The 24,481-nt window shown below is 70.3% G+C and carries 28 protein-coding genes; 15 read left to right on the top strand and 13 right to left on the bottom strand.

All coding sequences use genetic code 11. The features are described 5' to 3' along the window. Entirely contained in the window at positions 1-1,353 is a 1,353-nt protein-coding gene (locus ABIA36_RS07595; RefSeq protein ID WP_369961680.1) for an extracellular solute-binding protein, read from the bottom strand. 283 nt (positions 1,354-1,636) lie between these two features. On the opposite strand from ABIA36_RS07595, the gene ABIA36_RS07600 reads away from it, so the two are divergent. Beyond that, positions 1,637-2,167 carry a hypothetical protein gene (locus ABIA36_RS07600; protein ID WP_369961681.1) on the top strand — a complete coding sequence of 177 codons (531 nt, stop codon included), beginning with the start codon at positions 1,637-1,639 and terminating at the stop codon, positions 2,165-2,167. Positions 2,168-2,194: 27 nt separating this feature from the next. On the opposite strand, the gene ABIA36_RS07605 is transcribed toward ABIA36_RS07600, so the two are convergent. Next, positions 2,195-3,442 carry an ROK family protein gene (locus tag ABIA36_RS07605; protein ID WP_369961682.1) on the bottom strand — a complete coding sequence of 416 codons (1,248 nt, stop codon included), beginning with the start codon at positions 3,440-3,442 and terminating at the stop codon, positions 2,195-2,197. A 130-nt stretch (positions 3,443-3,572) separates the two neighbouring features. On the opposite strand from ABIA36_RS07605, the gene ABIA36_RS07610 reads away from it, so the two are divergent. Together ABIA36_RS07610 and ABIA36_RS07615 are read left to right on the top strand one after the other, a co-directional pair. Further along, positions 3,573-4,760 carry a MarP family serine protease gene (locus ABIA36_RS07610; protein ID WP_369961683.1) on the top strand — a complete coding sequence of 396 codons (1,188 nt, stop codon included), beginning with the start codon at positions 3,573-3,575 and terminating at the stop codon, positions 4,758-4,760. A 32-nt stretch (positions 4,761-4,792) separates the two neighbouring features. Continuing rightward, a complete protein-coding gene (locus ABIA36_RS07615; RefSeq protein WP_369961684.1) occupies positions 4,793-5,812 on the top strand; it encodes an NADPH:quinone reductase in 1,020 nt (339 codons plus the stop codon). Here the strand turns inward: ABIA36_RS07615 and ABIA36_RS07620 are convergent. Next, positions 5,796-7,127: an MFS transporter gene (locus ABIA36_RS07620; RefSeq protein ID WP_369961685.1), complete on the bottom strand. Its 1,332-nt coding sequence runs from the start codon at positions 7,125-7,127 to the stop codon at positions 5,796-5,798. The genes ABIA36_RS07615 and ABIA36_RS07620 overlap by 17 nt on opposite strands. A 90-nt stretch (positions 7,128-7,217) precedes the next feature. Here ABIA36_RS07620 and ABIA36_RS07625 point away from each other — a divergent pair, with 90 nt between their 5' ends. From ABIA36_RS07625 to ABIA36_RS07645, 5 genes are read left to right on the top strand one after another with little or no spacing between them, the layout of a single operon-like run. Continuing rightward, positions 7,218-7,781: a TetR/AcrR family transcriptional regulator gene (locus tag ABIA36_RS07625; protein WP_369961686.1), complete on the top strand. Its 564-nt coding sequence runs from the start codon at positions 7,218-7,220 to the stop codon at positions 7,779-7,781. Positions 7,782-7,806: 25 nt separating this feature from the next. Further along, complete coding sequence (locus ABIA36_RS07630) at positions 7,807-8,550, top strand: AzlC family ABC transporter permease (protein ID WP_369961687.1); 744 nt, start codon at positions 7,807-7,809, stop codon at positions 8,548-8,550. Then, positions 8,547-8,852, top strand: a complete 306-nt coding sequence (locus ABIA36_RS07635; protein WP_369961688.1) for an AzlD domain-containing protein — start codon at positions 8,547-8,549, stop codon at positions 8,850-8,852. Before ABIA36_RS07630 ends, ABIA36_RS07635 begins: the two co-directional genes overlap by 4 nt. Positions 8,853-8,884: 32 nt before the next feature. Further along, entirely contained in the window at positions 8,885-9,289 is a 405-nt protein-coding gene (locus tag ABIA36_RS07640; protein ID WP_369961689.1) for a hypothetical protein, read from the top strand. 19 nt (positions 9,290-9,308) lie between these two features. Continuing rightward, positions 9,309-9,848 (top strand): DUF6328 family protein, encoded by a 540-nt coding sequence (locus ABIA36_RS07645; protein WP_369961690.1) that lies wholly within the window; start codon positions 9,309-9,311, stop codon positions 9,846-9,848. Here ABIA36_RS07645 and ABIA36_RS07650 read toward each other — a convergent pair. Next, positions 9,820-10,503: a GntR family transcriptional regulator gene (locus tag ABIA36_RS07650; protein WP_369961691.1), complete on the bottom strand. Its 684-nt coding sequence runs from the start codon at positions 10,501-10,503 to the stop codon at positions 9,820-9,822. The genes ABIA36_RS07645 and ABIA36_RS07650 overlap by 29 nt on opposite strands. Positions 10,504-10,630: 127 nt before the next feature. Between ABIA36_RS07650 and ABIA36_RS07655 the strand changes: the two genes are divergently transcribed. Beyond that, positions 10,631-11,281, top strand: coding sequence for a GntR family transcriptional regulator (locus tag ABIA36_RS07655; RefSeq protein WP_369961692.1), 651 nt, complete (start codon positions 10,631-10,633; stop codon positions 11,279-11,281). Positions 11,282-11,494: 213 nt separating this feature from the next. Here ABIA36_RS07655 and ABIA36_RS07660 read toward each other — a convergent pair whose 3' ends face one another. The 4 genes from ABIA36_RS07660 to ABIA36_RS07675 all read right to left on the bottom strand — a co-directional run bounded on the left by ABIA36_RS07660 (position 11,495) and on the right by ABIA36_RS07675 (position 16,887). Then, positions 11,495-12,586 carry a substrate-binding domain-containing protein gene (locus ABIA36_RS07660; RefSeq protein WP_369961693.1) on the bottom strand — a complete coding sequence of 364 codons (1,092 nt, stop codon included), beginning with the start codon at positions 12,584-12,586 and terminating at the stop codon, positions 11,495-11,497. Positions 12,587-12,641: 55 nt separating this feature from the next. After that, positions 12,642-13,991: a multiple monosaccharide ABC transporter permease gene (gene mmsB / locus ABIA36_RS07665; RefSeq protein WP_369961694.1), complete on the bottom strand. Its 1,350-nt coding sequence runs from the start codon at positions 13,989-13,991 to the stop codon at positions 12,642-12,644. Next, positions 13,991-15,538, bottom strand: a complete 1,548-nt coding sequence (gene mmsA / locus ABIA36_RS07670; RefSeq protein WP_369961696.1) for a multiple monosaccharide ABC transporter ATP-binding protein — start codon at positions 15,536-15,538, stop codon at positions 13,991-13,993. Before mmsA ends, mmsB begins: the two co-directional genes overlap by 1 nt. A gap of 158 nt (positions 15,539-15,696) precedes the next feature. Then, entirely contained in the window at positions 15,697-16,887 is a 1,191-nt protein-coding gene (locus tag ABIA36_RS07675; RefSeq protein WP_369961697.1) for an ROK family protein, read from the bottom strand. A 102-nt stretch (positions 16,888-16,989) separates the two neighbouring features. On the opposite strand from ABIA36_RS07675, the gene ABIA36_RS07680 reads away from it, so the two are divergent. Both ABIA36_RS07680 and ABIA36_RS07685 read left to right on the top strand, forming a co-directional pair. Further along, positions 16,990-17,805 carry a shikimate 5-dehydrogenase gene (locus ABIA36_RS07680; protein ID WP_369961698.1) on the top strand — a complete coding sequence of 272 codons (816 nt, stop codon included), beginning with the start codon at positions 16,990-16,992 and terminating at the stop codon, positions 17,803-17,805. 40 nt (positions 17,806-17,845) lie between these two features. Beyond that, positions 17,846-18,283, top strand: coding sequence for a MarR family winged helix-turn-helix transcriptional regulator (locus ABIA36_RS07685; protein WP_369961700.1), 438 nt, complete (start codon positions 17,846-17,848; stop codon positions 18,281-18,283). A 14-nt stretch (positions 18,284-18,297) separates the two neighbouring features. Here the strand turns inward: ABIA36_RS07685 and ABIA36_RS07690 are convergent, their stop codons facing one another. Then, positions 18,298-18,516 (bottom strand): hypothetical protein, encoded by a 219-nt coding sequence (locus ABIA36_RS07690; RefSeq protein WP_369961701.1) that lies wholly within the window; start codon positions 18,514-18,516, stop codon positions 18,298-18,300. Between the two features lie 149 nt (positions 18,517-18,665). Here ABIA36_RS07690 and ABIA36_RS07695 point away from each other — a divergent pair, with 149 nt between their 5' ends. Genes ABIA36_RS07695 through ABIA36_RS07705 form a run of 3 tightly spaced genes read left to right on the top strand, consistent with a single transcriptional unit; the run spans position 18,666 to position 20,037 of the window. Beyond that, positions 18,666-19,079, top strand: a complete 414-nt coding sequence (locus tag ABIA36_RS07695; RefSeq protein ID WP_369961703.1) for a MerR family transcriptional regulator — start codon at positions 18,666-18,668, stop codon at positions 19,077-19,079. Positions 19,080-19,136: 57 nt separating this feature from the next. Beyond that, positions 19,137-19,430, top strand: coding sequence for a hypothetical protein (locus ABIA36_RS07700; RefSeq protein WP_369961705.1), 294 nt, complete (start codon positions 19,137-19,139; stop codon positions 19,428-19,430). Positions 19,431-19,473: 43 nt separating this feature from the next. After that, the gene (locus tag ABIA36_RS07705) at positions 19,474-20,037 is read left to right on the top strand and encodes a dihydrofolate reductase family protein (RefSeq protein ID WP_369961706.1); all 564 of its coding nucleotides are present in this window, start codon (positions 19,474-19,476) and stop codon (positions 20,035-20,037) included. Here the strand turns inward: ABIA36_RS07705 and ABIA36_RS07710 are convergent. Genes ABIA36_RS07710 through ABIA36_RS07720 form a run of 3 tightly spaced genes read right to left on the bottom strand, consistent with a single transcriptional unit; the run spans position 20,018 to position 22,481 of the window. Continuing rightward, entirely contained in the window at positions 20,018-20,581 is a 564-nt protein-coding gene (locus ABIA36_RS07710) for a hypothetical protein (RefSeq protein ID WP_369961707.1), read from the bottom strand. The genes ABIA36_RS07705 and ABIA36_RS07710 overlap by 20 nt on opposite strands. 56 nt (positions 20,582-20,637) lie before the next feature. Next, positions 20,638-22,044 carry an MFS transporter gene (locus ABIA36_RS07715; RefSeq protein ID WP_369961708.1) on the bottom strand — a complete coding sequence of 469 codons (1,407 nt, stop codon included), beginning with the start codon at positions 22,042-22,044 and terminating at the stop codon, positions 20,638-20,640. Next, entirely contained in the window at positions 22,041-22,481 is a 441-nt protein-coding gene (locus tag ABIA36_RS07720) for a MarR family winged helix-turn-helix transcriptional regulator (RefSeq protein ID WP_369961709.1), read from the bottom strand. Before ABIA36_RS07720 ends, ABIA36_RS07715 begins: the two co-directional genes overlap by 4 nt. Before the next feature lie 149 nt (positions 22,482-22,630). On the opposite strand from ABIA36_RS07720, the gene ABIA36_RS07725 reads away from it, so the two are divergent. After that, positions 22,631-23,821, top strand: coding sequence for an APC family permease (locus tag ABIA36_RS07725; protein ID WP_369962094.1), 1,191 nt, complete (start codon positions 22,631-22,633; stop codon positions 23,819-23,821). Positions 23,822-23,839: 18 nt separating this feature from the next. Here the strand turns inward: ABIA36_RS07725 and ABIA36_RS07730 are convergent, their stop codons facing one another. Then, the gene (locus ABIA36_RS07730) at positions 23,840-24,457 is read right to left on the bottom strand and encodes an AAA family ATPase (protein ID WP_369961710.1); all 618 of its coding nucleotides are present in this window, start codon (positions 24,455-24,457) and stop codon (positions 23,840-23,842) included. Positions 24,458-24,481: the final 24 nt, after the last annotated feature.

Genomic DNA, 24,481 nt, shown 5'->3' on the forward strand with positions numbered 1-24,481 from the left:
TTACTTGGATTCCGTCTTGCCCTTGCCGACGATCCCCACGACCGAGTCGTCGTAGGTCTTGGCGGCCTGTGCCGGAGTGGCCTGCCCGGTCATCACCGACTCCATCGCCACCTGGATGCCGTTGGAGATCTTCGGGTAGTCCGGGGTGGCCGGGCGGAACTTGGTGACAGCGACCAGCGAGGAGAAGAACTCCGACGTCGGGTTGGACGTCTTGTACTTCTCGTCGTTCGCGACGTCCTTGCGGACCGGGATGCCGGCCGTGTTGATGTTGTACTCGAGCGAGCGCTGCTTGTCCGTCACGAAGGTGATGAACTTCCACGCCGTGTCCTTCGCCGAGCTCTTGGAGCCCATCGAGAACGTCCAGCCGCCGGAGAGGCTGACCGAGCCGGGCGCGCCGCCGTTCTGCGTCGGCATCTTGGCGGTGCCCATCACCTTGTCCCAGTCGGCCCAGGGGGTGGCGCCGGTGGGCAGCCACGCGTTGGAGGCCCAGGAGCCGTCGAGGTTGATCGCCAGCTTGCCCTGCGGCACCAGCTCGTTGTTGACGGTGTTCTGGTAGTTGGTGTCGCTGGTGATCTCCGGGCTCGGGCCGAGGCCGCCCTGGTAGACCTCCTTGATCACGTCGAGCGAGTCGGTGAACGCCTTCGACCCGGTGATCCACTTGGAGTTCGAGTCGTCGTAGAGCCCCTTCGCGCTCGCACCGTACAGGAGCATCTCGAAGCCCTGCATCGAGCTGGCCTCACCGGCGGCCTTGCCGGAGAAGATGTTGAGCGGGATGACGCCGGGGTCGGCGGCCTTGATCTTCTTGGCCGCGCTGATGACGTCCGCCCAGTTCTTCGGCTGCCACGGCGTGGGGATGCCGGCCTTGGCGAAGATCTGCTTGTTGTACCAGAGCCCGCGGGTGTCGGTCCCGGTGGGGATGCCGTACACCTTGCCGTCGTCGCCCTTGCCGGCGTCCTTGGCGTTGTCGAAGAAGTTGGACCAGTCCGACCACTTCGAGACGTAGGAGTCGAGCGGCGCGAGGTAGCCCGCCTGCGCGTCGGCGCGGATCAGGAAGGTGTCCTCGCTCATGACGTCGGGCGCGGTGGTGGCGGCCCGGTTCATCAGCGCGAGCTTGGTGTAGTAGTCGTTCTCGGCGGCCTTGATGGGCATCAGGTCGACCTTGGTGCCGGGATTGGCCTTCTCGAAGTCGGCCTTGGCCTTCTTCATGAAGTTGGCCATGATGTCCGACCCGAAATCCTGGAAGGCGACCTTGACGGTCTTGCTGTCACCGCCCCCGGACGACGACGAACAGCCCGCCAGTGCGACGAGCGCGGCGGCGGCGACTGCTGCGACCACAACCCTGCTTCGCTTCATCGATGCTCCTTTGCATTGGGGTCCTTCGGCTCCCATGCCGCGGACTCTTCGTAATTTATAAATCAAATTGATTTATAAGTAAAGAGTGCGCGGGAAATCGGGGGTCTGCCCTCGGGTGGGGGTGGCGGCAACGCCGTCGGACGCGCATGAGGCGTCGATGCAATACTTAAAGTTCTAGAATAGAAACCTGGCTTACTCTTGTTTCTCACCCGCAGCCGGTGAGACGATCCCCGAACACCCACGATTCAGTGGTCGTTTCGCAAGGAAGCAAGGGAATCACTCCATGAAGATCAGGACCGTATTGGCGTCGGCGATAGGAGCAGGCGCGCTCCTGATGTCCTTCGCTCTTCCCGCCCAGGCGGACGAAGGAAGCCTTCGAGCGCTCGGCGAGGGGGCACCGGTCACGTCGGATGACACGACGACGCGGCAACTCGAGGCACTTGCCCAGACGCAGACGCCCGCCGAGGTTCAGGCGATCGTCGAGTCCGGCAAGCCGGCGGACATCCTCTACGACCCCATCGCGGAGGAGTACCTCGCGGCCAAGGTGAAGCCCCTGACGATCACGCCGTTCCTGGCGCAGCTCTACGCGGGATGCACGACGACATCGGCGTGCGCATGGTTGAACGGCGGCAAGTCACCCGCCGGTTTCGAGGGCACCGGGTCGCTCGCGACGAATTGCCCTGGCGTCAGCCGGGTCCAGGCAGGTTCGTTCCTCACGACCTTCTGGTACGGCAACACCGGGGTCTACGTCGCGGGCGGCCAGAGTGTGACCCTCACCTCCACGATCAACGTCAACAAGGTGACCCGCGGCTGAGGCGCCCCCGGGTGGGGCGGAGTTCCCTCACCCCCGCCCCACCCGCGGCGAGAACGTCTCGTTCAACACCAGGCACGCCGCCCCCACCGCCGCCACGTCCTCTCCCACCGCGGTGCCCTCGAGCAGCACCGGGTGGGTCAGGATCCCCATGTCGATCTCCGCCAGCCGGTCGGCGAGCTGCGCCAGGTAGCGGCGCTCGACCCTCGACCAGGACGGGCCGCCGAACACGACCCGGTCGAGGTCGAGGAGGGCGGTGAGGTTGGACACGTAGTACGCCGTGTTGCGGATGGAGTGGTCGATGATCGCGGCGGCGCGGTCGTCGCCGGCGTCGGCGGCCTCCGTCAGAAGCGTGAAGAGCGCGTCCACTGTCTCCACGTCGAGGTCCAGGTCCACGCCGTCGACGACAGAGGCGCCCGCCGGCGCGGGCAGGACGCCCGCCCACAGGCCCTGCATCACCAGTCGGTGCGGTCGTACCGACTCGCCCCAGCAGCCGCGCCGGCCGCACGCGCACAGCGCGCCTCCCGGGTCGACCAGCACGTGGCCGGCGTCGCCCGCGTTCTCCGTGGAGCCGGTGTAGACCTCGCCGCCCAGCACGAGGCCGATGCCGGCGCCGGTGCCGTAGTAGATGAACGCGTAGTCCTTGCTGGCTCCTGCCGGGTCGTGCCAGCGCTCGGCCACGGCGGCGCTGATCACGTCCTTCGCGACCAGCGAGGGGAGGCCCGTCGCGGCGGTGAGCTCGTCGCGCAGGTGGAAGTCGTTCCAGCCCGGGATGAGCGGCGGCCGCACGACGACGCCGGTGTCCGCGTCGATGGGTCCCGGCGCGGCGACGCCCACGCCGATCACCCGCGACGCGTCCACGCCCGGCGTCGAGAGCAGAACGCGGATGGCGTCCAGGATGACGGCAAGCGTCGCCTTCGCGTCGCCGTCCGGAGGTGACGGCCGGCGCAGGTGCTCGACCACGTCGCCCTCCAGGTCGAGCAGCACGCACGTGATGACCGTGGGGTCGAGGTGGACGCCGACCGCGTACGCGCCTGCGGGGTCGAGCCGCAGCAGGGTGCGCGGCTTGCCTGGGCTGCCCTCGCTCTGCTTGCCGGCCTCCCGGATCAGCCCCTGGTGGAGCAGGCGCCTGGTGACGTTCGTCACGGTCTGCGCGGAGAGGCCCGTGACCGTCGTGAGCTCGACGCGGCTGAGGCCGCCACCGGACCGCCGCACGGCGTCCAGCACCACGGTCTCGTTGAACGCGGCGATCGCCGGGAGGTTCGCTCCCTTCGGCACGGCTTCCTCCTCCACACCGGTACGGGCACCCCGGCGATTCCTTCGTAATATACCCACGCGGCGGCGGGTTTCCGGTTCCGTACATCTGTACCCCAGCCCGCGTCCAGCCTGGTGGGGCATCGTGTGAGCCGTGGAGATCGTGGTCGACGTCGTGCTGCTGGTGCTCGCCGTCGTGGCGATGACGGCGGGCTGGAGCAATGGCGCGATCCGTGCCGCCGGCGCGCTGATCGGTCTCGCCGTCGGACTGTCGCTCGGCCTCTTCCTGGCGCCGATGGTGGTCAACTGGATGGCCGGCTCCGGGTTGACGGGCGTCAGCCAGCGCTCGATCGTGGCCGCTGTGGTGCTGGTCGTGTGCGCGGGCATCGTCTACGCGCTGGCCACCGCGGCGGCGGCGGTGATCGGCAAGGTGCTCCGCCACGGCCCGATCAAGTGGCTGGACTCGCTGATCGGGGCCGTGCTCGGCTTCGTCACCTGGGCCGTCGTCGTCTGGCTCGTCGCCGGCTTCGCGATGGCCACCAGCCTCGCGACCGTCGTGCAGGCCGCGAACTCCTCGCAGGTCGTCTCCACCCTGAACAGCATCGCGCCGGTCCCGTCCTCGACCGTGCTCGGGGCGGTGGACGACGCCCTCGCCGGCGCGGGCCTTCCGAAGGTCTTCGAGGGCGGCGAGTCCATCAAGACCATCGGCGCTCCCGACCCGAACGTCCCCGCCGCCGTCGCCCAGGCGCAGCAGTCCACCGTCACCGTGCTGGCGTCCAAGCCGGCCTGCGGCGTGGACTCCGAGGGCAGCGGCTGGGTGGTCCAACCGGGCCGCGTCGTCACCAACGCGCACGTCGTCGCTGGCGCCTCCTCGATCGTCGTGCGGGAGTCCGGCGGCACGACCGTCGACAGGGCCACGCTCGTGGCGTTCGACCCGGAGCGCGACCTGGCCGTGCTCGCCGTCACCGACCTGCAGGCGCCCGCGCTGCACCTCGGGCACGACCTGGGCGCGGGCGACCAGGCGTACGCCGCCGGCTATCCCGGCGACGGCCCGTTCACCATCACCCCGCAGCGCGTCCGCGACCGGCTCACCGCCCGCGGGACGGACATCTACCAGACCGGCTCGGTGGAGCGGCAGATCTACTCGCTGCGCGGCACGATCCGCCCGGGCAACTCCGGCGGCCCGCTGCTCGACACCGCGGGCGACGTCGCCGGTGTCGTCTTCGCCCGCTCCACGATCGACCCGCAGACCGGCTACGCGCTCACCCTGGACGAGCTCCGTCCGGTGCTCGGCACGGTCGGCTCGGCGCCGACCAGTTCGGGAGCCTGCTCCGCGGGCTGACGGCGGCCCTTCTCCCGTGGTTGGCTTGAGCCATGAAGGCTGTCAGCTACACCAGGACCGGCGACTCCGACGTTCTCGTCTACGGCGAGCGCCCCGAGCCGCACCCCGGCGACGGCGAGGTGCGCGTCCGCATCCACGTCTCCGGCGTCAACCCGACCGACTGGAAGGCCCGCCAGGGCAGCGGCCCGTCGGACCTCCCCCGGCCGCAGGTCCCGAACCAGGACGGCGCCGGAGTGGTCGACGAGGTCGGCGCCGGCGTCACCACTGTGCGCCCGGGCGACCGGGTCTGGGTGTGGGACGCCGCCTACCAGCGCCCGGACGGCACGGCCCAGGAGTGGGTCGTCGTCCCGGAGAAGCTCGTCGTACCGCTGCCGGATGGGGTGAGCTTCGACGTCGGCGCCTCGCTCGGCATTCCCGCGCTGACGGCGCACCGCGCGCTCACCGCCTACGAAGGGGCGGCGCCCGAGCTCTCGCCCGGGTCGCTCGAAGGCCGCACGGTGCTCGTCGCGGGCGGCGCGGGAGCGGTCGGCCACGCGGCCATCCAGCTCGCCGTGTGGGCGGGCGCCACGGTGATCGCGACGGTCAGCACCCACGAGAAGGCCGAGCTCGCGCGGGCCGCGGGGGCGCACCACGTCGTCAACTACCGCGAACCGGACACGGCCGAGGCGATCGGCGCGCTCGCGCCGCGCGGGGTCGACATCGTCGTGGAGGTCAACGCCAGCGCCAACGCCGAGCTCGACACGAAGGTCACCGCCCGGGGCGCCACGATCTCGGTCTACGCCGACGCTCCGGGATCGACCGAGGTGACGATGCCGATCCGCCCGTCGATGCAGAAGAACCTGCGCTGGCAGTTCGTGCTCACCTACACGGTCGCGCCGGAGGCCAAGGCGGCCGCGGTGCGGGCGGTGTCGGCGGCCGTGGCGGCGGGCGCGCTGCCGGTGGGTGCCGAGCACGGCCTCCCGATCACGCGCTTCCCGCTGGCGGAGACGGCCGCCGCCCACGACGCCGTGAAGGACGGCGTCGTGGGAAAGGTGCTCATCGACGTGGCGTGAGGGCGGCCTCCGCGGCGGCCGCCGCCTCTGCGCGCACGCCGCGCGCCAGTCGCACGGTCTGCACGACCATCGCCACCGCGGCGGCGACGGCGATGGCCGCCGCGTAGCCGAGCGCGGTGGGCAGCAGACCGACGACGCCGATCAGCTTTCCCGCGGCGAGCGCCGGGACTCCGTAGGCCAGGTAGCTCACCAGGAACACCCCGGCGAAGAGCTCCGCGCGCTGGTCGTTCGGCGCGAGCGGGGCGATGATCCGCAGCATCGCCGAGAACCCGGCCCCGAAACCGCCTCCCGCGACCACCGCGCCGGCGAACAGCACCGGCAGGAGCGCGGTGCCGATCCCGAGGGCGGTCAGCGCGATCCCGGCCATGATCGCCGCCATCGCCCAGACGGTCGTGGTCCGCGCCGGTGCGCGGGTCAGCAGCAGCCCGGCGACGGCTCCGACCGCCGGCGGCACGGCGACGATGGCGCCGTTCAGGAGGCCGGAGTCCAGGTGGAAGACGCCGTGCAGGATCGACGGCGACAGCCCGATGAACAGCCCGGCGAGCATCCACGTCGCCAGGAACAGCGGCAGCGCACCGACGAACTCGCCCCGCGCCGCACGCGGGATGAACAGCCGCGGCGTCAGCGAGCGCAGCGCTCCCGGACGGGCCGCGACGGTCTCCGGCGACGCGAGCACGACGAGGATGCCCGCGACGAACAGCAGCGCCAGCGTGACGAAGACGAGCGTCGTCGGCTGGGCCGTGAACTGAACGGCCAGCCCGGTGAAGAACGCGCCCAGCGCGATCCCGCCGACGGGAGCCGTCGAGCCGATGGTCGCGCCGAGCTTCTTCTGCCGCTCGGGCGCCAGTTCGACCAGGGAGGCGGTGAAGGTGCTCATCGCCGCCCCGGTGGCGACGCCCTGCACCGAGCGGGCGGCGATGATCGAGCCGATGTCTTTCGAGAACAGGAACAGGAGCATCGCCGCCACCTGGAGCGCGAGCGCGCCGACCAGCACGGGACGGCGCCCGATGTGGTCGGACAGCGAACCCGCGACGAGCAGCGTGATCAGCAGCGTCACCGCGTAGATCGCGAAGGCGACCGTCAGCAGCCACGACGGGAAGCCCCACTCCCGCTGGTACAGGACGAACAGCGGGCTGGGCGCCCCGACGGCGAGCGCCACGGCGACGAACGCCAGGGCGGTGCCGGCGAAGGCAGTAGTCGGACGGAGTCGCAGCGAACGCCGCAGTGAACGCTGCCGGGGCTCGTTCACGGCGACCGGGCCGGTCGCGACCGCCGGTCGGGCGAGGGTCGGGCAGCTCTCCCCTGAAGTGGACATCTCGGCCTCCTAAAAGCAAAGCTGATTGCTTTATCGGACTATAGAGCGGGATCTGATAAAAAGCAACGATTTTTGCTTTAAGCTATTCCCATGACTACGACCACACCGTCGAAGCGGACGGGCGGACGCAGCGCCGCGGTCATCCACAGCGTGCGCACCGCCGTCGAGGAGCTCGTCCGCGAGAAGGGGCCCGAGCGCGTCACCGTCCCGATGATCGCCGAGCGCGCGGGCGTCAACCCGACCAGCATCTACCGGCGCTGGGGCGACCTCCCGACCCTCATCAACGACATCGCCACGTACCACCTCGACCCCGAGCGGCCGCTCGCCGACCGCGGCGACCTGCGCGACGACCTCACCGACTGGGCGCGCGGGATCGTCGCCCACTTCCGCAAGCCGGTGAACGCCGCCCTCCTGCGCGGCGGTGCGAGCGCGGCGGGCGAGCGGACCTCCGACTGCCTCCGAAACCGGCGCACGGAGGCCGGGATGCTGCTGGCACGTCACCCGGAGACCTCGGTGACCGAAGACGATGTGATGGACGTCGTCATCGCCCCGATCGTCTACCGCGTCATCTTCCAGCCCTGGACGCTCGGCGACACGACCGCGGAAGACGTCGTGGCCCGGCTGTTCCGGCCGGGCGCCGGCGCCGCCGAGTAGCCCCCGGCCCGCTGGCCCCGACAGGATGGCACGCATCCCCCGCAGCGCGCAGGAGCGCGCCGCCGCCCGCTCCGGCTGGGCGGTCGGCGTCGCGACGGCGCTGTACGGGATCTCGTTCGGCGCGCTCGCGACCGCGTCCGGCCTCGACGTCTGGCAGGCCTGCGTCCTCAGCCTCGTGATGTTCAGCGGCGGCTCGCAGTTCGCCCTCATCGGCGTGCTCGCCTCCGGCGGCGTCGCCGCGGGCGGCACGGCCATCGCCTCCGCCGCCCTGCTCGGCGTGCGCAACTCCTTCTACGCGCTGCGCCTTTCGCGCATCATCGGCCCGGGGTTCTGGCGGCGCTCCGCGGCCACCCAGCTCACGATCGACGAGTCCACGGCCGTCGCCACCGCCCAGACCGAGCCGCGGGCACAGCGCATCGGGTTCTGGACGACCGGCCTCGTCGTCTACCTCGGCTGGAACCTGATGACGCTCGCCGGGGCACTCCTCGGCAACCTGATCGGCGATGTGAAGGCGTACGGTCTCGACGCGGCTGCGGCCGCGGCCTTCCTCGGGCTGCTCTGGCCGCGGCTGAAGGCGCGCCAGACCCAGGCGGTCGCCGTCGCGGCCGGGTTCGTCGCGACGCTGCTGACACCCGTCCTCATGCCGGGTCTGCCGGTGCTCGCGGCGGCGGTCGTCGCGATCGTGTTCGGTGTCCTCAACCTGTTCGGCCGCGGCGACGACCGGCCGCACCCCGACCCGATCCCGATGGAGCGGGAGGTCGAGCCGTGACGATCTGGAACATCATCCTGCTCGGCTCGATCGCCGTGCTCGCGCTGAAGGCCGCGGGCTGGCTCGTCCCGCCCAGGGCGCTCGACCACCCCGTCGTCGCGCGCACGAGCGACCTCCTGACCGCTGCGCTGCTCGCCGCTCTGATCTGCGTGCAGACCTTCGGCGCCGGGCAGTCGCTGCACCTGGACGCGCGGCTCCCGGCGGTCGCCATCGCCGCCGGGCTGTACGCGCTGCGCGTGCCGTTCATCGTCGTGGTGCCTGCCGCCGCCGTGGTCGCGGCGCTCATCCGGCTCCTGACCTGATCGGTGTCGGCGGCCGTCTCTAACGTTCTGACGTGACCGTATCCTGGCATCCCGTGGCGAACGCGCAGCCCACGGAATGGGTGCTGAGCCAGGGCGCCCTCGGAACGCCGTACGCGGTCGTCCGGCGGTTCGCGTTCGGCGACCTCAACCGGCCGGACGTCTGGTACCGGGTCGTCACGTGGGCGCCGAGCTCCGAGGGCCGGGAGCTGATCGGCTGGTGCCGCACGCTGGAGGCCGCGGCCGCGGTCGCCTGGGACCACCGCTGCGCCGCCGAGTCGTGGCGGCACCACATGGCCGCCCGGAGGTCGGACACGGCGACCATGGCGGCGAAGCGGCCCAGCGCGGCCGAACTCGTACGGTTCTACCGCGCGGCGTTGGCAGCGCAGGGCGTCAACCCGTTGCGCGCCTCCCCTCCCCGGACGACGATGGGGCGATGACGCAGACGCCGGGGCACCGATGACGCAGACGCCGGGGCAACAGACACCGGGGCCACAGACACCGGACACGGACGACATCGACCCGGACGACGGGCGCCCGGAGTCCGCGACCCAGCGCGCCGACCGCAACTGGAACGAGATCCTGCAGGAGCTCCGGGTGACCCAGACGGGCACCCAGCTCATCAGCGGCTTCCTGCTCGCGATCGCGTTCCAGGCGCGCTTCGGCACGCTGGACGCGTTCCAGGTGGGCTTCTACCTGGTCCTCGTCCTGCTCGCCGCGGGCAGCACAGCGCTGGGGCTCGCCCCGGTCGCGCTGCACCGCCAGCTCTTCCGGCACCACGAGAAGACGCAGTCCGTCTCCATCGCCAACCGGCTGCTGAAGATCAACCTGGGCCTGGTGGCCCTGCTGACCTCCGGCGTGGTCTTCTTCGTCTTCGACGTGACTCTGGGCCTCACGGCGGCGATCGTCGCGGGCGCCGGGATCCTGCTGGTGCTGGTGCTCCTGCTGCTGGTGTTCCCGGCGGCCGTGCTCAGCCGGCTCCGCCGACGCGCGGGCTGAGCACCTCCGAGAGTTCGAGCAGGGTCTCGTCGAGGACGGTCACCGCCCTCTCGTCGCCCTGGACCACCGCCCGGACGAAGTCCAGCACCCGCTCGCGCGAGACCGCCGCCGCGCCGTCGTCCGACAGCGTCACGAAGCGGACGAAGCGCGGAATGAGGTTCTCGATCGACTCCGCCAGCACACGGTCGGGGATCACGGCCAGGATGGCTGCGGCCGTACGCGCGAACGCGTCGATGGGCGTGGCGTCGGTCGCACCGCCGTCGGCCTCGCGTTCGAGCCGTTCGGCCACGACCGTGAGCTCCAGCTCCGTGTCCACATCCAGGCCGCGGAGGGCATGGCGGATCGCCGGGGGCAGCAGGAGTCGGAGCACGCCGAGAACATCCACGATCTCGCGCAACTCGAGGGGCGACACCTGCGTATATCGGTTGGGGGCCGTGCGGATCAGCCCGACCTGCTGCAATCGGCCGATCGCCTCACGCACGGGTGTGCGCGAGACGCGGAGGGCTTCGGTGAGCTCCCCGTCTTTGAGGCGCTCGCCCGGTGCGAGGTCGCCGATGAGGATGCCGGCGAGGAGCACCTCGTAGACATCGTTGCGGAGGAGGCGTCGGTCTGCCGCGAGCGAGGGAAAGCGGGCGCGGAGTTCTTCGAGGGTCATGGGGGGCTCGTTTCGTGAACTTGGTTTTGCTCTGGTATATTTATAGTTTACCAGTAGGCATCTGACCAGAGCAAACTGTTCGTTCCACCCCCCAAACCCACTACCCACAACCCAGGAGCACCCGCCCATGCCCATGCCCACCGATCACGTCGCCCGGATCTCCCTCTCCGAAGAGGCCTACGTGCGCATCGAAGCCGCCATCATGGACGGCACCCTCGAGCCGGGCGAACGCCTGCGCGACGCCGACCTCGTCGAATGGCTGGGGATCTCCCGCACCCCCATCCGCCACGCCCTCGACCGCCTCGCCGAACAGGGCTTGATCGAGATGGAGCGCAACCGCTACACGCGCGTGGCCCAGTTCGACATCCGCGGCGTGCTGGAGTCGGTTCAGGTCGCCGGCGACCTGTGGTCCGGCGCGGCGCTGCGCGGGCTCCCGTTCTGGGAGGCCGAGGACGACGACCTGATCGCCGACCTCCAGTGCGAGCTCTCGGCCGCGGCGACGAGCGACGACACCGCCCGGTTCGTCACCGTCTTCGCACAGCTCGTGATCGCGTTCGCGCGGATCGAGGACAACGAGGTCCGTATCCGGGCGCTCGGCAACGTGCTTCCCCAGGTCCGGCGGCTCGGCCGCAAGCTGCACGGCCGCCTCGACCCGCTCGCTCTCGATCGCTTCGCCCGCGAGCTCCGCGAGGCCACCGCGCGCCGGGACGGTCAGGCAGCGGTCGCGCTCATCGAGGAGTCCGTGACGCGCATCAGCGAGGTGCTCACCGAGCTGTGAACCGGGCCGTCGACCCCCATTCCGCTCAGGGCCACCACGGGTGCCGATATCCGTGGTGGCCCTGATGCCGCGACCCCACGGGCGGCCTAGCGTGAGACCACGGCCGCCAGAGGGGGAAATCCCGGGGGAACTGTCCAGGGGGGACACAGAAGGCCGGTCCCGAAGAGGGACCGGCCTTCTGCTCTGTTCAGAACTGCCCGAGGGCGGCGCCGACTACTTGGTCAGCGGCTCCAGGGTCGGGTCGTTGGCGTACGCCTGCGCCGCGTTCGCCTTGGTGACGATGAGCGGCTTCAGCAGGTAGGCCGGGACGACCTTCGCGCCGTTGTCGTACGACTTGTCGTCGTTCGTCGCCGGCTTCTTGCCCGCCTGCAGGTCCTTGACCATCTGGATGGCCTGCTTGACCAGGTTGCGGGTATCCTTGTCGATGGTCGAGTACTGCTCGCCCGCCATGATCGACTTGACCGACTCGGCCTCCGAGTCCTGACCGGTGACGGTCGGGACCGGCTTGCCTGCACCCTTCACCGAGGTGATGATGGCGCGCGCGAGGGTGTCGTTCGGCGACAGGACGCCGTCCAGCTCGGTCGAGCCGTAGCTCTTGGCGAGCAGGGTGTCCATGCGGGTCTGCGCGTTCGCCGGCAGCCAGCCCTGGGTGGCGGTCTGCTTGATGTCGGTCTCACCGGAGACGACCTTCAGCGTGCCGTCGGAGATCTTCGGCTGCAGGATCTTCATGGCGCCGTCGAAGAAGACCTTCGAGTTGGCGTCGTCGGGCGAGCCGGAGAACAGCTCGATGTTGAACTTGGTCTTGCCCGGGTACTTGGCCTTCATGCCGTCGAGGAGGGCCTGGCCCTGGAGCTCGCCGACCTTCTCGTTGTCGTACGCGACGTAGTAGTCGACGTCCTTGGTGTTGAGGATGAGGCGGTCGTAGGCGATGACGGTCGCGCCGGCGTCGTGCGCGGCCTTGGCCTGCGCAGCGAGCTGGCCACCGTCGACGGCGCCGATGATGACGACCTTGGCGCCGTTGGTGATCATCGACTGGATCTGCGACTGCTGGTCCGAGACGCCGGAGCCGCCCGCGTACTGCACGTCGCCCTTGAAGCCGGCAGCCTTGAGGCCGTCGGTGAACAGGCCGCCCGCGAGCACCCAGTTCTCCGAGGTCTTGGTCGGGAGGGCGACGCCGATGGAGGCGTCCTTGGCGAAGCCGGCGGCCGTCGACGTGCTGCCGGAGCCGTCACGGCTCGAGCAGCCCGACAGGGCCAGCGCTGCGGCAGCGGCGACAGCCACGGTCGCGAGTGCGATCTTGCGCATTCTTATCTCTTTCTCTGGTTGTGATGGTGCAGGTTCTTCGAAGGGAGGTGCGGGTTCAGGAGGTCAGCGACCGGGCCGAGTCCTCGGCGGGGTCCGAGGTCGGCAGCACGGCGGGCTGCTCGGCGCCGGCGGCGTCCACCGCGGACTCCCGGCGACCGCGGCCGCCCAGGAAGCGCCCGATCAGGGACGGGCCGCCGCGGCGGTGCGAGTAGACGTCGATGCCGACGGCGATCAGGAGGACGAGGCCCTTGATGATCTGCACCCAGTCGCTGGTCACGCCGAGGAGCTGGAGGCCGTTGTTGAGGACGGCGATGACGAGACCACCGACGATCGAGCCGGCCACGGTGCCGATGCCGCCGGAGACCGCTGCGCCACCGATGAAGACGGCCGCGATCGCGTCGAGCTCCCAGCCGAGGCCGTCCTGCGGGCCGGACGAGATCGAGCGGGCGACGGCGATCATGCCGGCGAGCGCCGCCAGCACGGACATGTTCATCATCACGTAGAAGTTGACGCGCTTGATCTTGACGCCGGACAGCTCAGCAGCGTGCGAGTTGCCGCCGACCGCGTAGATGTGGCGGCCGAAGATCGTGTTCCGGGTGATGAACGAGTACAGGATGATCAGGACGCCGAGGATGATGCCGGAGACCGGGAACGACGTGCCGACGCGGCCTCCCGCGAACAGGAACGTGAAGTAGATCACGACGGCGTCGAGGACGACGACCTTGAACACGCTGACCCAGAGCGGCGCCTTCTCGGAGCCCATCTTCGTCTGGTTGCGGCGGGTGCGGACCTCGAGCACCGCGATGACGACGGCGATGACGATGCCGAGCAGCAGGGTCGAGTTGTTGTAGCCGGTCTCCGGGCCCCACTCGGGGAGGAAGCCGCCGCCGATAAAGGTGAAGCCGTCCGGCACCGGGATGGTGTTGGCGTTTCCGATGAGCTGGTTGAGGCCGCGGAAGATGAGCATGCCCGCGAGCGTCACGATGAAGGCGGGGACGCCGACGTATGCGACCCACCAGCCCTGCCAGGCTCCGATCGCGGCGCCGACGAGGAGGCCGAGCACGATGGCGAGCCCCCAGGGCAGGTGCCACTGCGTCATCGCCTGCGCGACGATGATGCCGACCACCGCGGCGACCGAGCCGACCGAGAGGTCGATGTGGCCGGCGATGATAACCATGACCATGCCGATCGCCAGGACCAGGACGTAGACGTTCTGGTTGACCAGGTTGATCAGGTTGACCGGGTCGAGGGTCTTGCCGCCGGTGAGCAGCTCGAACAGCAGGACGATGACGACGAGCGCGCCGAGGATGCCGAACTGGCGTCCGGTGGACTGGCCGCCGCCGAACATCTTGCCGAGGTCGCGGATCCCGCCGGACTTCTTCTTCGCTTCGATCTGAGTGGTCATTATCGGGTTGCCTTCTTCTTGGCCGAGGTCATGCTTTTCAGGAGGGTTTCGGGGGTGGCCTCCGCGATGGGAAGCTCGTTGGTGATCTGCCCCTCGAAGATCGTGTAGATCCGGTCGGAGATGCCGAGCAGCTCCGGCAGCTCGGAGGAGATGACGATGACGCCCTTCCCCTGCGCGGCGAGCTGCTGGATGATGCCGTAGATCTCGAACTTGGCGCCGACGTCGATGCCGCGGGTGGGCTCGTCGAGGATGAGGATGTCCGGGTCGGTGAACATCCACTTGGCCAGCACGACCTTCTGCTGGTTGCCGCCGGAGAGGGTGCTCACACCGCGGTCGACGTCGGGGGTCTTGATCCGCAGGTTCTTTCGGTACTCCTCGGCGACCGCGTACTCCTGCTGGTCGTTCACGACCCCGCGCTTGGCGATCTTCTTCAGCTTGGCCGCGACGATCGACTGCTTGATGTCGTCGAGGAGGTTGAGGCCGAGCACCTTGCGGTCCTCGCTCACGTAGGCGAGGCCGTTGTCGATGGCCTCGGAGACCGTGCGGAGCTGGATCGGCTTGCCGTCCTTGTACGCCTCGCCGGAGACGAAGGTGCCGTAGGAGCGGCCGAAGACGCTCATCGCGAGCTCGGTGCGCCCGGCGCCCATGAGGCCGGCGAAGCCGACGATCTCGCCGCGGCGCACGGTGAAGCTGGAGTTCTTGACCACGAGCCGGTCGGCGACCTGCGGGTGCTGCACGACCCAGTCGCGCACCTCGAAGAGGACGTCGCCGATGTTGGGCGTGCGCTCGGGGAAGCGGCTCTCGAGGGTACGGCCGACCATCCCGCGGATGATGCGGTCCTCGTCCACACCGTCGCCCTTCACGTCGAGGGTCTCGATCGCGCGGCCGTCGCGGATGATCGTGATCTGGTCGGCGACCTTCTCGATCTCGTTGAGCTTGTGGCTGATGATGATGGAGCTGACGCCCTTGTGCTTCAGACCCACGATCAGGTCGAGCAGGTGGGCGGACTCCGCCTCGTTCAGCGCGGCGGTCGGCTCGTCCAGGATGAGGAGCTTGACGTCCTTGTTGAGCGCCTTGGCGATCTCGACGAGCTGCTGCTTGCCGACGCCGATGTTCTTGATCTGCGTGTCCGGGTCGTCGCTGAGCCCGACGCGGGCGAGCAGCTCGACGGCGCGGCGCTTGGCCTGGCCCCAGTCGATGACGCCGCCGCGGCCCGGCTCGTTGCCGAGGAAGATGTTCTCGGTGATCGAGAGCTCGGGGATGAGGGCGAGCTCCTGGTGGATGATCACGATGCCGCGCTGCTCGGAGGACCGGATGTCCTTGAACCGCATGACGTCGCCCTGGTAGACGATGTCTCCCGTATAAGTCCCGAACGGGTAGACGCCGGAGAGGACCTTCATCAGCGTGGACTTGCCCGCGCCGTTCTCTCCGCAGATGGCGTGGATCTCGTTGGCGTGGACGGTGAGGGAGACATCCTCGAGCGCCTTGACGCCCGGGAACTCCTTCGTGATGGCGCGCATCTGCAGGATGACTGCGTTCGACGGCATCGTCGCTCCTTGGTGTGCTTTTCGGGCTGGGTTCCGCTGTGCGGGTGCGTGGGTTGCGCCTAAGTAGTAAACGCTAAATTCAGTCTTGACGTCAAATAGTGAAGACAACGGATCGGTAACGGCCCAGCGCGAACGCGGCGTCCGTGCGAATGCCGGGGCTACTCCGCGCCGGCGAGAGCGCCCTGGATGACCAGGGCCGCGGCGCCGAGCGATTCGGCGCGGTCGCCGAGGGACGAGATCCGCACGACCGTGGTCCCGGCGATGATCGGGATCGCGTTGTGCTGGATGCCGCGCCGGATCGGGTCGAGGAGCGCCTCCCCCAGCCCCACCAAGGGGCCGCCGATGAGCACCAGCTCCGGGTTGATGACGTTGGCGATGCTGCCGATGGCCCCGCCGATCGCCGTGCCCGCGTCGCTGACCACGCGGAGCACGGCCGGATCGCGCTCGCGACCCCTCCGCAGGATGTCCGCTGTGCTCACCGGGGCGTCGGCACCGTGCCCCAGCGTCTCGAGCATCACGCTCGTGGACGCGACGGTCTCCAGGCAGCCCCGGTTGCCGCAGCGGCAGATCACGCCCTGCTCGACGACCGGGGTGTGGCCGAGCTCGCCGGTGATCCCGAGGAACCCGTAATAGGGCAGGCCGTTGAGGATCAGCCCGGCGCCGATGCCGGTGCCGATCTTGACGAAGATCAGGTTGCGGACCCCGCGGTTGGCGCCCCACGTCACCTCGGCGAGCGCGCCGAGGTTCGCGTCGTTGTCCACGACCACCGGGAACCGGAAGGCCTCCTCGAGGTCGCGCAGCCGCACCCCCACCCACTCGGGGAGGATGGCGCCCTGCAGCACCGTTCCGGTGCGTCGGTCGATGGGACCGGGGATGCCGATCCCGATCGCGAGCACCGACTGCCGGTCGTGGCCGCCGGCGAGGAGCATCCGGTCGAGCAGTTCCGCGACCTGCCGCACCGCGCCGGCGACGTCGTAGCCGAGCGGCAGCGCCATCTCCTCCTCCGCGATCACTTCGTAGCCGAGGGTCGAGAGCACGATGCGCGCGTGCCGCCGGCCGAAGTCCACGCCGACCGCGATGTCTCCGGTGTCGGTGAGCTGCACGAGCAGCGCGCGGCGTCCGCTGGAGGTCACCGGCGAGGTCTCCACGACGCCCTTCATCGCCATGTCGCGCACGATGTTGGACACGGTGGCGGTGGAGAGTCCGGTCCCGCGCGCCAGCTCAGCCTGGGTGGATGGTCCGTTGGCCAGGAGGAACTCGACGAGTCGCTCCTGGTTCAAGTGCCTCAGCGCACCTTGCGACCCGGGATTGCGTGCGCCACGCGGGGGAAGACCCGAAGCGGCGGTCATGCGATAAGAGTGAATGATCGCTGAGATGTAGTCAAGTTGTGAACGTAACGGTTCGATAGGGGCGGCTGCGAAGGTGTTCAGCCGCCCTGCCACAATGGACTCATGCCCATCCTGAACAAGGACATGCAGGTCTGCATCTCGCTATCCGGCCGTCCGAGCAACATCGGCACCCGGTTCCACAACTTCCTATACGACGAGCTCGGACTGAACTTCGTCTACAAGGCGTTCACCACCGACGACCTGGAGGGCGCCGTCCGCGGCATCCGGGCGCTCGGCTTCCGCGGCTGCTCCGTCTCGATGCCGTTCAAGGAGGCCATCATCCCGCTGGTCGACAACCTGGAGCCGTCGGCGCTGGCGATCGAGTCGGTCAACACCGTCGTCAACGAGGACGGGCTGCTCACGGCCTCCAACACCGACTACGAGGCGGTGGCCCAGCTGCTCTCCGAGCACGCGGTCGATCCCGCGTCGCGCGTCATCGTGCGCGGGTCGGGCGGCATGGCCAAGGCGGTGGTCGCGGCGTTCCGCGGCGCAGGGTTCGACGACCTGACGGTGCTCGCCCGCAACGAGGTCGCCGGCGCCGCCCTCGCCGAGAAGTACGGGTACACCTGGACCGCGGCCGAGCCCGAGCCGGACTTCGACGTGATCGTGAACGTCACCCCGCTCGGGATGCGCGGAGCCGATGAGGCCGCCCAGTCGTTCGACGACGCGTTCGTCGAGCGCTCGTCCGTCGTGTTCGATGTCGTCGCCTTCCCGTCCGAGACGCCGCTCGTCGCGGCGGGACGGGCGGCCGGCAAGCGGCTGATCACCGGCGCGGAGGTCATCGCCCTGCAGGCGGCCCGGCAGTTCGAGCGGTACACGGGCGTCGCGCTCACCCCGGATCAGATCGCGCGGGCCTCGGAGTTCTCCCGGGCCGAGTGAGTAAGGCGGGATGGCCGGGCTGACGCCTAGAATGGCCGACGTGCCCGAAGACCCCCTCGCCCTGGAGAACCAGGTCTGTTTCGGCCTCGCCGTCGCCGCCCGCAGCGTGATCGCCCTGTACCGGCCCGTGCTGGAGCCGCTGAACCTGACCCACCCGCAGTACCTGGTGATGCTCGCCCTCTGGGAGCGCGAGCCGCGGTCGGTGAAGGAGCTCAGCGACGCGCTGCAGCTCGAGCCCGCCACCCTCTCCCCGCTGCTCAAGCGGCTGGAGGCGAACGGCTACGTCGAGCGCCGGAGGAGCGTCGCCGACGAGCGTGCGCTGGAGGTCACCCTCACGCCCGCCGGACGGGAGCTGCGCACCGAGGCGGAGACGATCCCGCCGCGGATCGTGGAACGCCTCGGCCTGCCGATGGAGGACATCGTGAACCTGCGGGAGAGCCTGCGCGCGATCATCGCGGCGGCCGTGCGCGAGTCCTGAGCGTCACGCGCCCTTCAGGCGGCGGTCGGGCAGACCAGCCGGCTGGCGTCGCGCTGACCCTCGGGCCGCAGCACGGAGTGCTCGGTCATCGGTCGTCCGCAGATGGGGCACGGCGCGGCCGGCGAACGGAGGTCGGGGCCTTCGGGGTGCCCGGCGCCGAGCTGCGCGGGACCGGCCACACGGATCAGCTTGGCGTTCCAGCGCGCATACCACTGCGCGAAGCGACCGGACATTTTCGACTCTCCCGACGGTTGAATGGTGAGGGCCCGACCATTGGTTAGTTAGGGCACTAACTAATAGTGTAACGCGATTCGACCATGACCCGGGGGTCAGGGTTTACGCTGTCGGCGGAGCGCGTCATCCCCGCTCCGCGAGGTGGAACATGCAGATCGGCGAGCTGGCCGGCCGAGCCGGCGTGACGGTGAAGGCGGTGCGCTACTACGAGCGCCTCGGACTGGTCGCGCCCGAGCGGCTGCCGAACGGCTACCGCGACTACGACGACGCCCAGCTCCGCGCGGTCCGCGAGATCCGCGAGCTCGCCGCCACCGGCATCCCGCCCGGCAAGGCCGCACCCTTCATCGCCTGCCTCGGTTCGGGGCACGCCCGCAGCGACGAGTGCCCCGCCTCCGTCGCCGCGTACCTCGACGGCCTCGCCGAAGTGGACGCGGCGATCGCGGTCCTGGAGGCGCGCCGCGAGCAGCTCGCCCGCCGCCTCGCCTCGGCGACGGGCGACGTGCCTGGAGCGCCCGACACCGGCTACGGGTGCACGGTGACCGCGGATCATCCCACGGGATGACCCCCTCCCGACCTCCGGCCGATGCCCCGGCCGCGCTCCCCCGCTTGACTTGATGTCGTGGCCGGCTCGCTCCGCGGGCGGGCCGCCCATCGGCCGGGCGAGGGGCCGGCCGAGGAGGGGGAGACGATGATCACGCGGGAGCACCGCCACTACCAGGGGGGATTGGTGCGAGCACGGGGAATGCTCGCGGGCGTGGCGGACAACGCCTCGCTCAGGCTGCTCTCCGCGCTGGTCATCCTCGCGGCCGGCGCCGCGTCACTGGTTCTCGTGATCGGACTCGTGCTCGACCTGGTCGTGCCGCTGGTCTTCGGGAACGAGTTGCGGGCGCTGGCCGTGCTCCTGCCGCACTGAGTCGGCCCTCCCCCTCAGCGCCTGGGAAGCCTAGAGTCGCCGCATGTCTCTCGTCTTCTCGGCTCTCGCGTCCGTCGACGGCTACACCGTCGACACCTCCGGCTCGTTCGACTGGGCCGCACCCGACGAGGAGGTGCACGCCGCCGTCAACGCCCGCGAGCGCGGCATCGGCACCTACCTCTACGGCCGCCGCATGTTCGAGACCATGCGGGTCTGGCAGGACATGGGCGGCGACGGCGCGCCGGACGTGATCCGCGAGTACGCGGACATCTGGCGCAGCGCCGACAAGATCGTGTACTCGTCCTCGCTCACCGGGGTGACGACGCCGCGCACGACCATCGAGCCGGTCTTCGACCCGTCCGCGGTCCGCGCGCTGGTGGAGGCCGCGCCCGGTGACGTGTCGATCGGCGGCCCCACGCTGGCGGCGGAGGCCTTCCGCGCCGGACTGGTCGACGAGGTCGTGCTCTACCTCGTCCCGGTGTCCGTCGGCGGGGGCACGTCCGCGCTGCCGACCGACCTGATGCTCTCCCTCGATCTGCAGGAGGAGCACGCCTTCCCGTCCGGGACCGTGATGCTGCGCTACCGGGTCACCGCACCCGCAGCGTGACGCTGGGGCGGTCGAGAGCGGCCTCCAGGTCGCCCAGCGTGACACCGTGCTCGGCCAGGATGGCGACCGGGTAGAAGAAGGCGTCGAAGCCGGTGCCGGTGCCGGGGAGGTCCACGCCGTCCGACTCGAACGGGAGCGGGTGGCCGGAGGTGCGGGTCACCAGGTCGCCGTCGTCGCCCAGCTCCACCGACACCGAGCGGGTCGCCGCGCCACGCTCGAGGAAGCTCCAGCTCATCGCCGGCAGCCGCACGTCGATCGTGGCCCGGTAGACGTCGCGATGCTCGCTGAGGAGGGCAGCCGCCCAGCCGACGGTCTCGGTGGCGCCGTGCAGCAGCATCCAGCCGTTCATAGCGGAGGTGAGGACGAGCAGCCCGGAGCCTTCGCCGAGGTGCGGGTTCTCGCACCAGGAGAACTGCTCGTCGAGGATCTCGGCCTCCAGCTCGGTCGCGACGCCGCGCGCGGGACCGGCGGGCAGGAAGATCCAGCTCCCGCTCGCGAACACGTCGAACAGCGCCTCGCTCAGCACCGGGACGTCCTCGGACACGAGAGGATTCTACGGCGCAGTGCTGCCCGGCGGCGCGGGCGTGGAACCGCTCGCGGTCACTCCGTCGCCGCGCCGGTCGCGAGGCGGTCGACGCGGCGCAGGGAGCGGTCCAGCAGCGTGATCGCCAGGAACAGCACGCTCGCGCCGAGCATGAACCAGGCCAGGTCGTGCAGTCCCCCGGTGTCCGCCGTGGTGTGGAAGAAGGCTCCGGTCGCGGCCGAGGCGAGCATCGCGCCCAGGTACATGAACGTGCGCAGCAGCCCCGACGTCGCCCCCATCCGGGCCGGGTCGGCCTGATGGTAGAGCGTGTTCTGGATGGCGAGGTTCACCAGCCCCTGCGGGACCCCGGTGACGATCGCGATCAGCACCAGGAACCAGAGCGCGGCCTCCGCCCCGACCAGGAGCAGCAGCACCGCCAGCACGATCTGGCCCGCAGCGCCGGCGAGGAGCTTCCAGCGGATCTCCGGCCTGCGCCCGAACACCGACGCGACCAGGATCCCGACCCCGAAGGTCGGCAGCAGGATGAGCCCCGCGGCAGCCGGCGACAGGCCGCGGCCGCCCTCCAGCCACTGTGTGAACCCGTAGAGGTAGCAGTACGAGACCGTCGCCGCGAGCACGGCGCGCGCGTACGTGACCAGCAGAGGGACGTTGCCCGCGAACACGCGCACGTCGATGAACGGGTCGGGGCGGCGCAGCTCCCACAGCGCGAAGGCCGTGCCGAAGGCGGCGGCGAGCGCCAGCAACCAGAGCTGCGCGAGGTGGATGTCCATCAGGAAGAGCAGGAGGCTCACCAGCGTGCCGGCGAACAGCGCGACGCCGAGGTAGTCGAGACGGCCGCGGGGTGGACGGTTCGCGTCGAGCGCGGTCGTCTTCGGCAGGAAGAGGAGGCTGAGCACCAGCGACGCGATCGCCAGCGGGATGTTCACCGCGAACGTCGCGCGCCAGCCGCCCACCTGGATGAGGAGGCCGCCGAGCGTCGGCCCGATGACCGCGATGGTCTGGGTCGTGACCGACAGGGCGGTGAGCACGCCGGCCGGGCTCCGCATCCCGGTCCGGGTCCCCTCGCTGCGGATCAGGTACATGGCCGCCGGGTAGCCCGCGCAGGTGCCGAAGCCGAGGATGATCCGCGCGATCACCAGCACGGCGATGTTCGGCGCGAACACGCCGATCACACCCGCGATCCCGGTCAGGAGGGCGCCGGCGATGGAGAGGCGCCGCGGCCCGAACATGTCGACCAGCCGCCCGACGAGCGGCTGCCCGATGGAGGTCGCGAGGTAGAGGGACGACACCAGCCACGCCGTCTCGGAGGCCGGTGCGCCGAGCGCCGTGGCGATGGGGACGAGCGCGACGGCGATGATCGACGAGTTGACCGGGTTGAGGACGGCGCCGATCATCATCGGCGCGAGCAGCCGGCGGTCGAACCGGCCGGCGGGGCCGGGCTTGGCGGCGATGAGGTCGATCACGGGCGCACCAGCTTCTCGATCAGAGCCGTCGCCGCGAGCACCGTCTGGCGCTCCTCCTCGGTCAGCCGCTCCTCCATCGCGTGGGCCAGCCACTCGCGTCGAGCGTCGAGGTTGCCGCTCTCGGCCTCCCGGCCGGCGTCGGTCAGCGAGACGAGCTGCCGGCGGCCGTCGGTGGGGTCGGGCGTGCGGACGACGAGGCCGAGCTCCTCGAGCGACGCGATCGTGGTGGCCATCGACTGCGGGCGCACGCCCTCCAGCTCGGCCAGACGGGAGGCCGTGCTGGCCTCGCCCTTGCCGATGCGCGCCAGCGCCGACGACTGCTGCGCGCTGAGGCCCGCGGGCTCGCTCGCCACCTCGCGCAGCCGGCGGCGGAGCCGCGCGAACGCGACCCGGAGGTCGAGCGCGGCGCGGACGGACGAGGCGGAGGGATCGGGCATACCGTCAGTTTAGCTGTTCAGTCTCAACTGTGCAGTTCAACCTGTCTAATTGCGCGTCACCCGCCACGACTAAGCTGCCACCCGTGACCACCCCCACCTCCCCGCCCTCGGGCGCGCTCGCCCGGCGCTTGAACCTCGGCGACGCCGTGATGATCGGCCTCGGCTCCATGATTGGCGCCGGGATCTTCGCGTCGTTCGCCCCCGCCGCCGCTGCGGCCGGCGCCGGGCTGCTGGTGGGTCTCGTGGTGGCCGGATTCATCGCCTTCTGCAACGCGACCTCCTCCGCCCAGCTCGCGGCGCAGTACCCGACCTCCGGCGGCACGTACGTCTACGGGCGCGAGCGGCTGGGCGAGTGGCCCGGCTTCGTCGCCGGCTGGTCGTTCGTGGTCGGCAAGACCGCCAGCTCGGCCGCGATGGCGATCACCTTCGCCACCTACGCGGCGCCCGCCGCCTGGGTCAAGCCGGTCGCCATCCTCGCGGTGATCGTGCTCACGGTGGTCAACACGCTCGGGATCACGCGGACGGCGCTCCTCACCCGCATCCTGGTCGGGGTGGCGCTGCTCGCACTCACCGTGGCCGTCGTCATCGGCTTCACGCACACTGCGGCGAGCGCCGCCGCACCCGGCACGACACCGACGCTCTACGGCGTCCTCCAGTCGGCCGGGTTCCTCTTCTTCGCGTTCGCAGGCTATGCCCGCATCGCGACGATGGGCGAGGAGGTCGTCGACCCGGCCCGCACCATCCCGCGCGCCATCACGACCGCGCTCGCGATCGCGCTGGTCGTGTACGCGCTCGTCGCCGTCTCGGCGCTGCACGCGCTCGGCCCTGCGGGACTCGCGGCGGCGCCGGCCCCGCTGAGCGCGGTCGCCGAAACCACCGGAGCGGCGCTGCCCGGCCTGGTGATCCGGATCGGCGCGGCCGCCGCGGCGCTCGGCGCTCTGCTGGCCATGATCGCCGGGATCGGACGGACGAGCCTCGCGATGGCCCGCAACCGCGACCTCCCGGGCTGGTTCGCCGCCGTGCACCCGCGGTTCCACGTCCCGTACCGCGCGGAGCTCGCGCTCGGACTGGTGGTGTGCGTGCTCATCGCGGTCACCGACCTCCGCGGGGCGATCGGCTTCTCGTCGTTCGGCGTGCTCCTGTATTACTTCGTCGCGAACCTGTCGGCGTGGACGCAGGACCGGGCCAACCGCCGGTATCCGCGCGCGCTGGCCGTCGCGGGAGCGGTGGGGTGCCTCGTGCTGGTGGTGACCCTGCCCGTGGTGTCGATCGCCGCGGGTGTCGTGGTGCTGGTCGTGGGGGTCGGGTACCGGCTCGTGCGGGTGCGCCTCACACGCTGAACGACGCTTCGAGGGCTGTCAGCGGACGGTGCGCTGTCGCCGGGAACCCACCTCGAGCAGGGTGTCGCACACGTCGATGAGCGCCTCCTCGAACGCCGACAGATCCCCGTCGTTGGTGATCACTGCGTCAACCCCGGGAGGTGCCGGCCGCAGTGCAGCCTTCGCCCAGCGGTCCCAGTTGGCGAGCTTCCACGCGTCTCGCCAGGATTGGCGCGCGAGGATGCGTTCCCGGATGATCGGCTCGGCCGCGATCACCCAGATCACGACCACCCGGCCGCCGTGGGCAGCCACCCGCTCCCGGAACGACTCCAGCCACCCCGGCGTGCTGAGTCGCGACCGGAACGTGTTCGTCGCGATGACGCTGACGCCGGCGCTGACGTTGTCGATGATGACATCCTCCAGCGCGTCGTTGCCGGGGTTGCGGCCCGCGCGGATCAGCGTCTCCGGCGAGCGGTCGTGCGCCGGGAACCCTGCCGCGTGGATGAGGGCGGACAGCATCGGCTGGTACATCGTGTCGGCGTCCAGGTACGCCCACCCGTAGTGGCGGGCGAGGATCCGGGAGCCGGTCGTCTTCCCTGCGCCGGGCGGTCCGGTGACGAGGACGACCCTGGGGTGGGCAGGGGCGTCGCGCGTCATGGTCCTACTATGCCGGAGCCGGCG

Origin of the sequence: Leifsonia sp. EB34 (genome assembly GCF_041260585.1) — a bacterium.
Lineage (GTDB): Bacteria > Actinomycetota > Actinomycetes > Actinomycetales > Microbacteriaceae > Leifsonia.

What these genes read in the sequence shown, in the direction of transcription:
- mmsB (WP_369961694.1), bottom strand. Translation starts at nt 13,991, where the DNA reads ATGACCACTCAGATCGAAGCGAAGAAGAAGTCCGGCGGGATCCGCGAC.
- ABIA36_RS07705 (WP_369961706.1), top strand. Translation starts at nt 19,474, where the DNA reads ATGTCTCTCGTCTTCTCGGCTCTCGCGTCCGTCGACGGCTACACCGTC.
- ABIA36_RS07630 (WP_369961687.1), top strand. Translation starts at nt 7,807, where the DNA reads ATGGCACGCATCCCCCGCAGCGCGCAGGAGCGCGCCGCCGCCCGCTCC.
- ABIA36_RS07615 (WP_369961684.1), top strand. Translation starts at nt 4,793, where the DNA reads ATGAAGGCTGTCAGCTACACCAGGACCGGCGACTCCGACGTTCTCGTC.
- ABIA36_RS07600 (WP_369961681.1), top strand. Translation starts at nt 1,637, where the DNA reads ATGAAGATCAGGACCGTATTGGCGTCGGCGATAGGAGCAGGCGCGCTC.
- ABIA36_RS07680 (WP_369961698.1), top strand. Translation starts at nt 16,990, where the DNA reads ATGCCCATCCTGAACAAGGACATGCAGGTCTGCATCTCGCTATCCGGC.
- mmsA (WP_369961696.1), bottom strand. Translation starts at nt 15,538, where the DNA reads ATGCCGTCGAACGCAGTCATCCTGCAGATGCGCGCCATCACGAAGGAG.
- ABIA36_RS07725 (WP_369962094.1), top strand. Translation starts at nt 22,631, where the DNA reads ATGATCGGCCTCGGCTCCATGATTGGCGCCGGGATCTTCGCGTCGTTC.
- ABIA36_RS07655 (WP_369961692.1), top strand. Translation starts at nt 10,631, where the DNA reads ATGCCCATGCCCACCGATCACGTCGCCCGGATCTCCCTCTCCGAAGAG.
- ABIA36_RS07675 (WP_369961697.1), bottom strand. Translation starts at nt 16,887, where the DNA reads ATGACCGCCGCTTCGGGTCTTCCCCCGCGTGGCGCACGCAATCCCGGG.
- ABIA36_RS07695 (WP_369961703.1), top strand. Translation starts at nt 18,666, where the DNA reads ATGCAGATCGGCGAGCTGGCCGGCCGAGCCGGCGTGACGGTGAAGGCG.
- ABIA36_RS07645 (WP_369961690.1), top strand. Translation starts at nt 9,309, where the DNA reads ATGACGCAGACGCCGGGGCAACAGACACCGGGGCCACAGACACCGGAC.
- ABIA36_RS07660 (WP_369961693.1), bottom strand. Translation starts at nt 12,586, where the DNA reads ATGCGCAAGATCGCACTCGCGACCGTGGCTGTCGCCGCTGCCGCAGCG.
- ABIA36_RS07690 (WP_369961701.1), bottom strand. Translation starts at nt 18,516, where the DNA reads ATGTCCGGTCGCTTCGCGCAGTGGTATGCGCGCTGGAACGCCAAGCTG.
- ABIA36_RS07620 (WP_369961685.1), bottom strand. Translation starts at nt 7,127, where the DNA reads ATGTCCACTTCAGGGGAGAGCTGCCCGACCCTCGCCCGACCGGCGGTC.
- ABIA36_RS07595 (WP_369961680.1), bottom strand. Translation starts at nt 1,353, where the DNA reads ATGAAGCGAAGCAGGGTTGTGGTCGCAGCAGTCGCCGCCGCCGCGCTC.
- ABIA36_RS07650 (WP_369961691.1), bottom strand. Translation starts at nt 10,503, where the DNA reads ATGACCCTCGAAGAACTCCGCGCCCGCTTTCCCTCGCTCGCGGCAGAC.
- ABIA36_RS07625 (WP_369961686.1), top strand. Translation starts at nt 7,218, where the DNA reads ATGACTACGACCACACCGTCGAAGCGGACGGGCGGACGCAGCGCCGCG.
- ABIA36_RS07730 (WP_369961710.1), bottom strand. Translation starts at nt 24,457, where the DNA reads ATGACGCGCGACGCCCCTGCCCACCCCAGGGTCGTCCTCGTCACCGGA.
- ABIA36_RS07720 (WP_369961709.1), bottom strand. Translation starts at nt 22,481, where the DNA reads ATGCCCGATCCCTCCGCCTCGTCCGTCCGCGCCGCGCTCGACCTCCGG.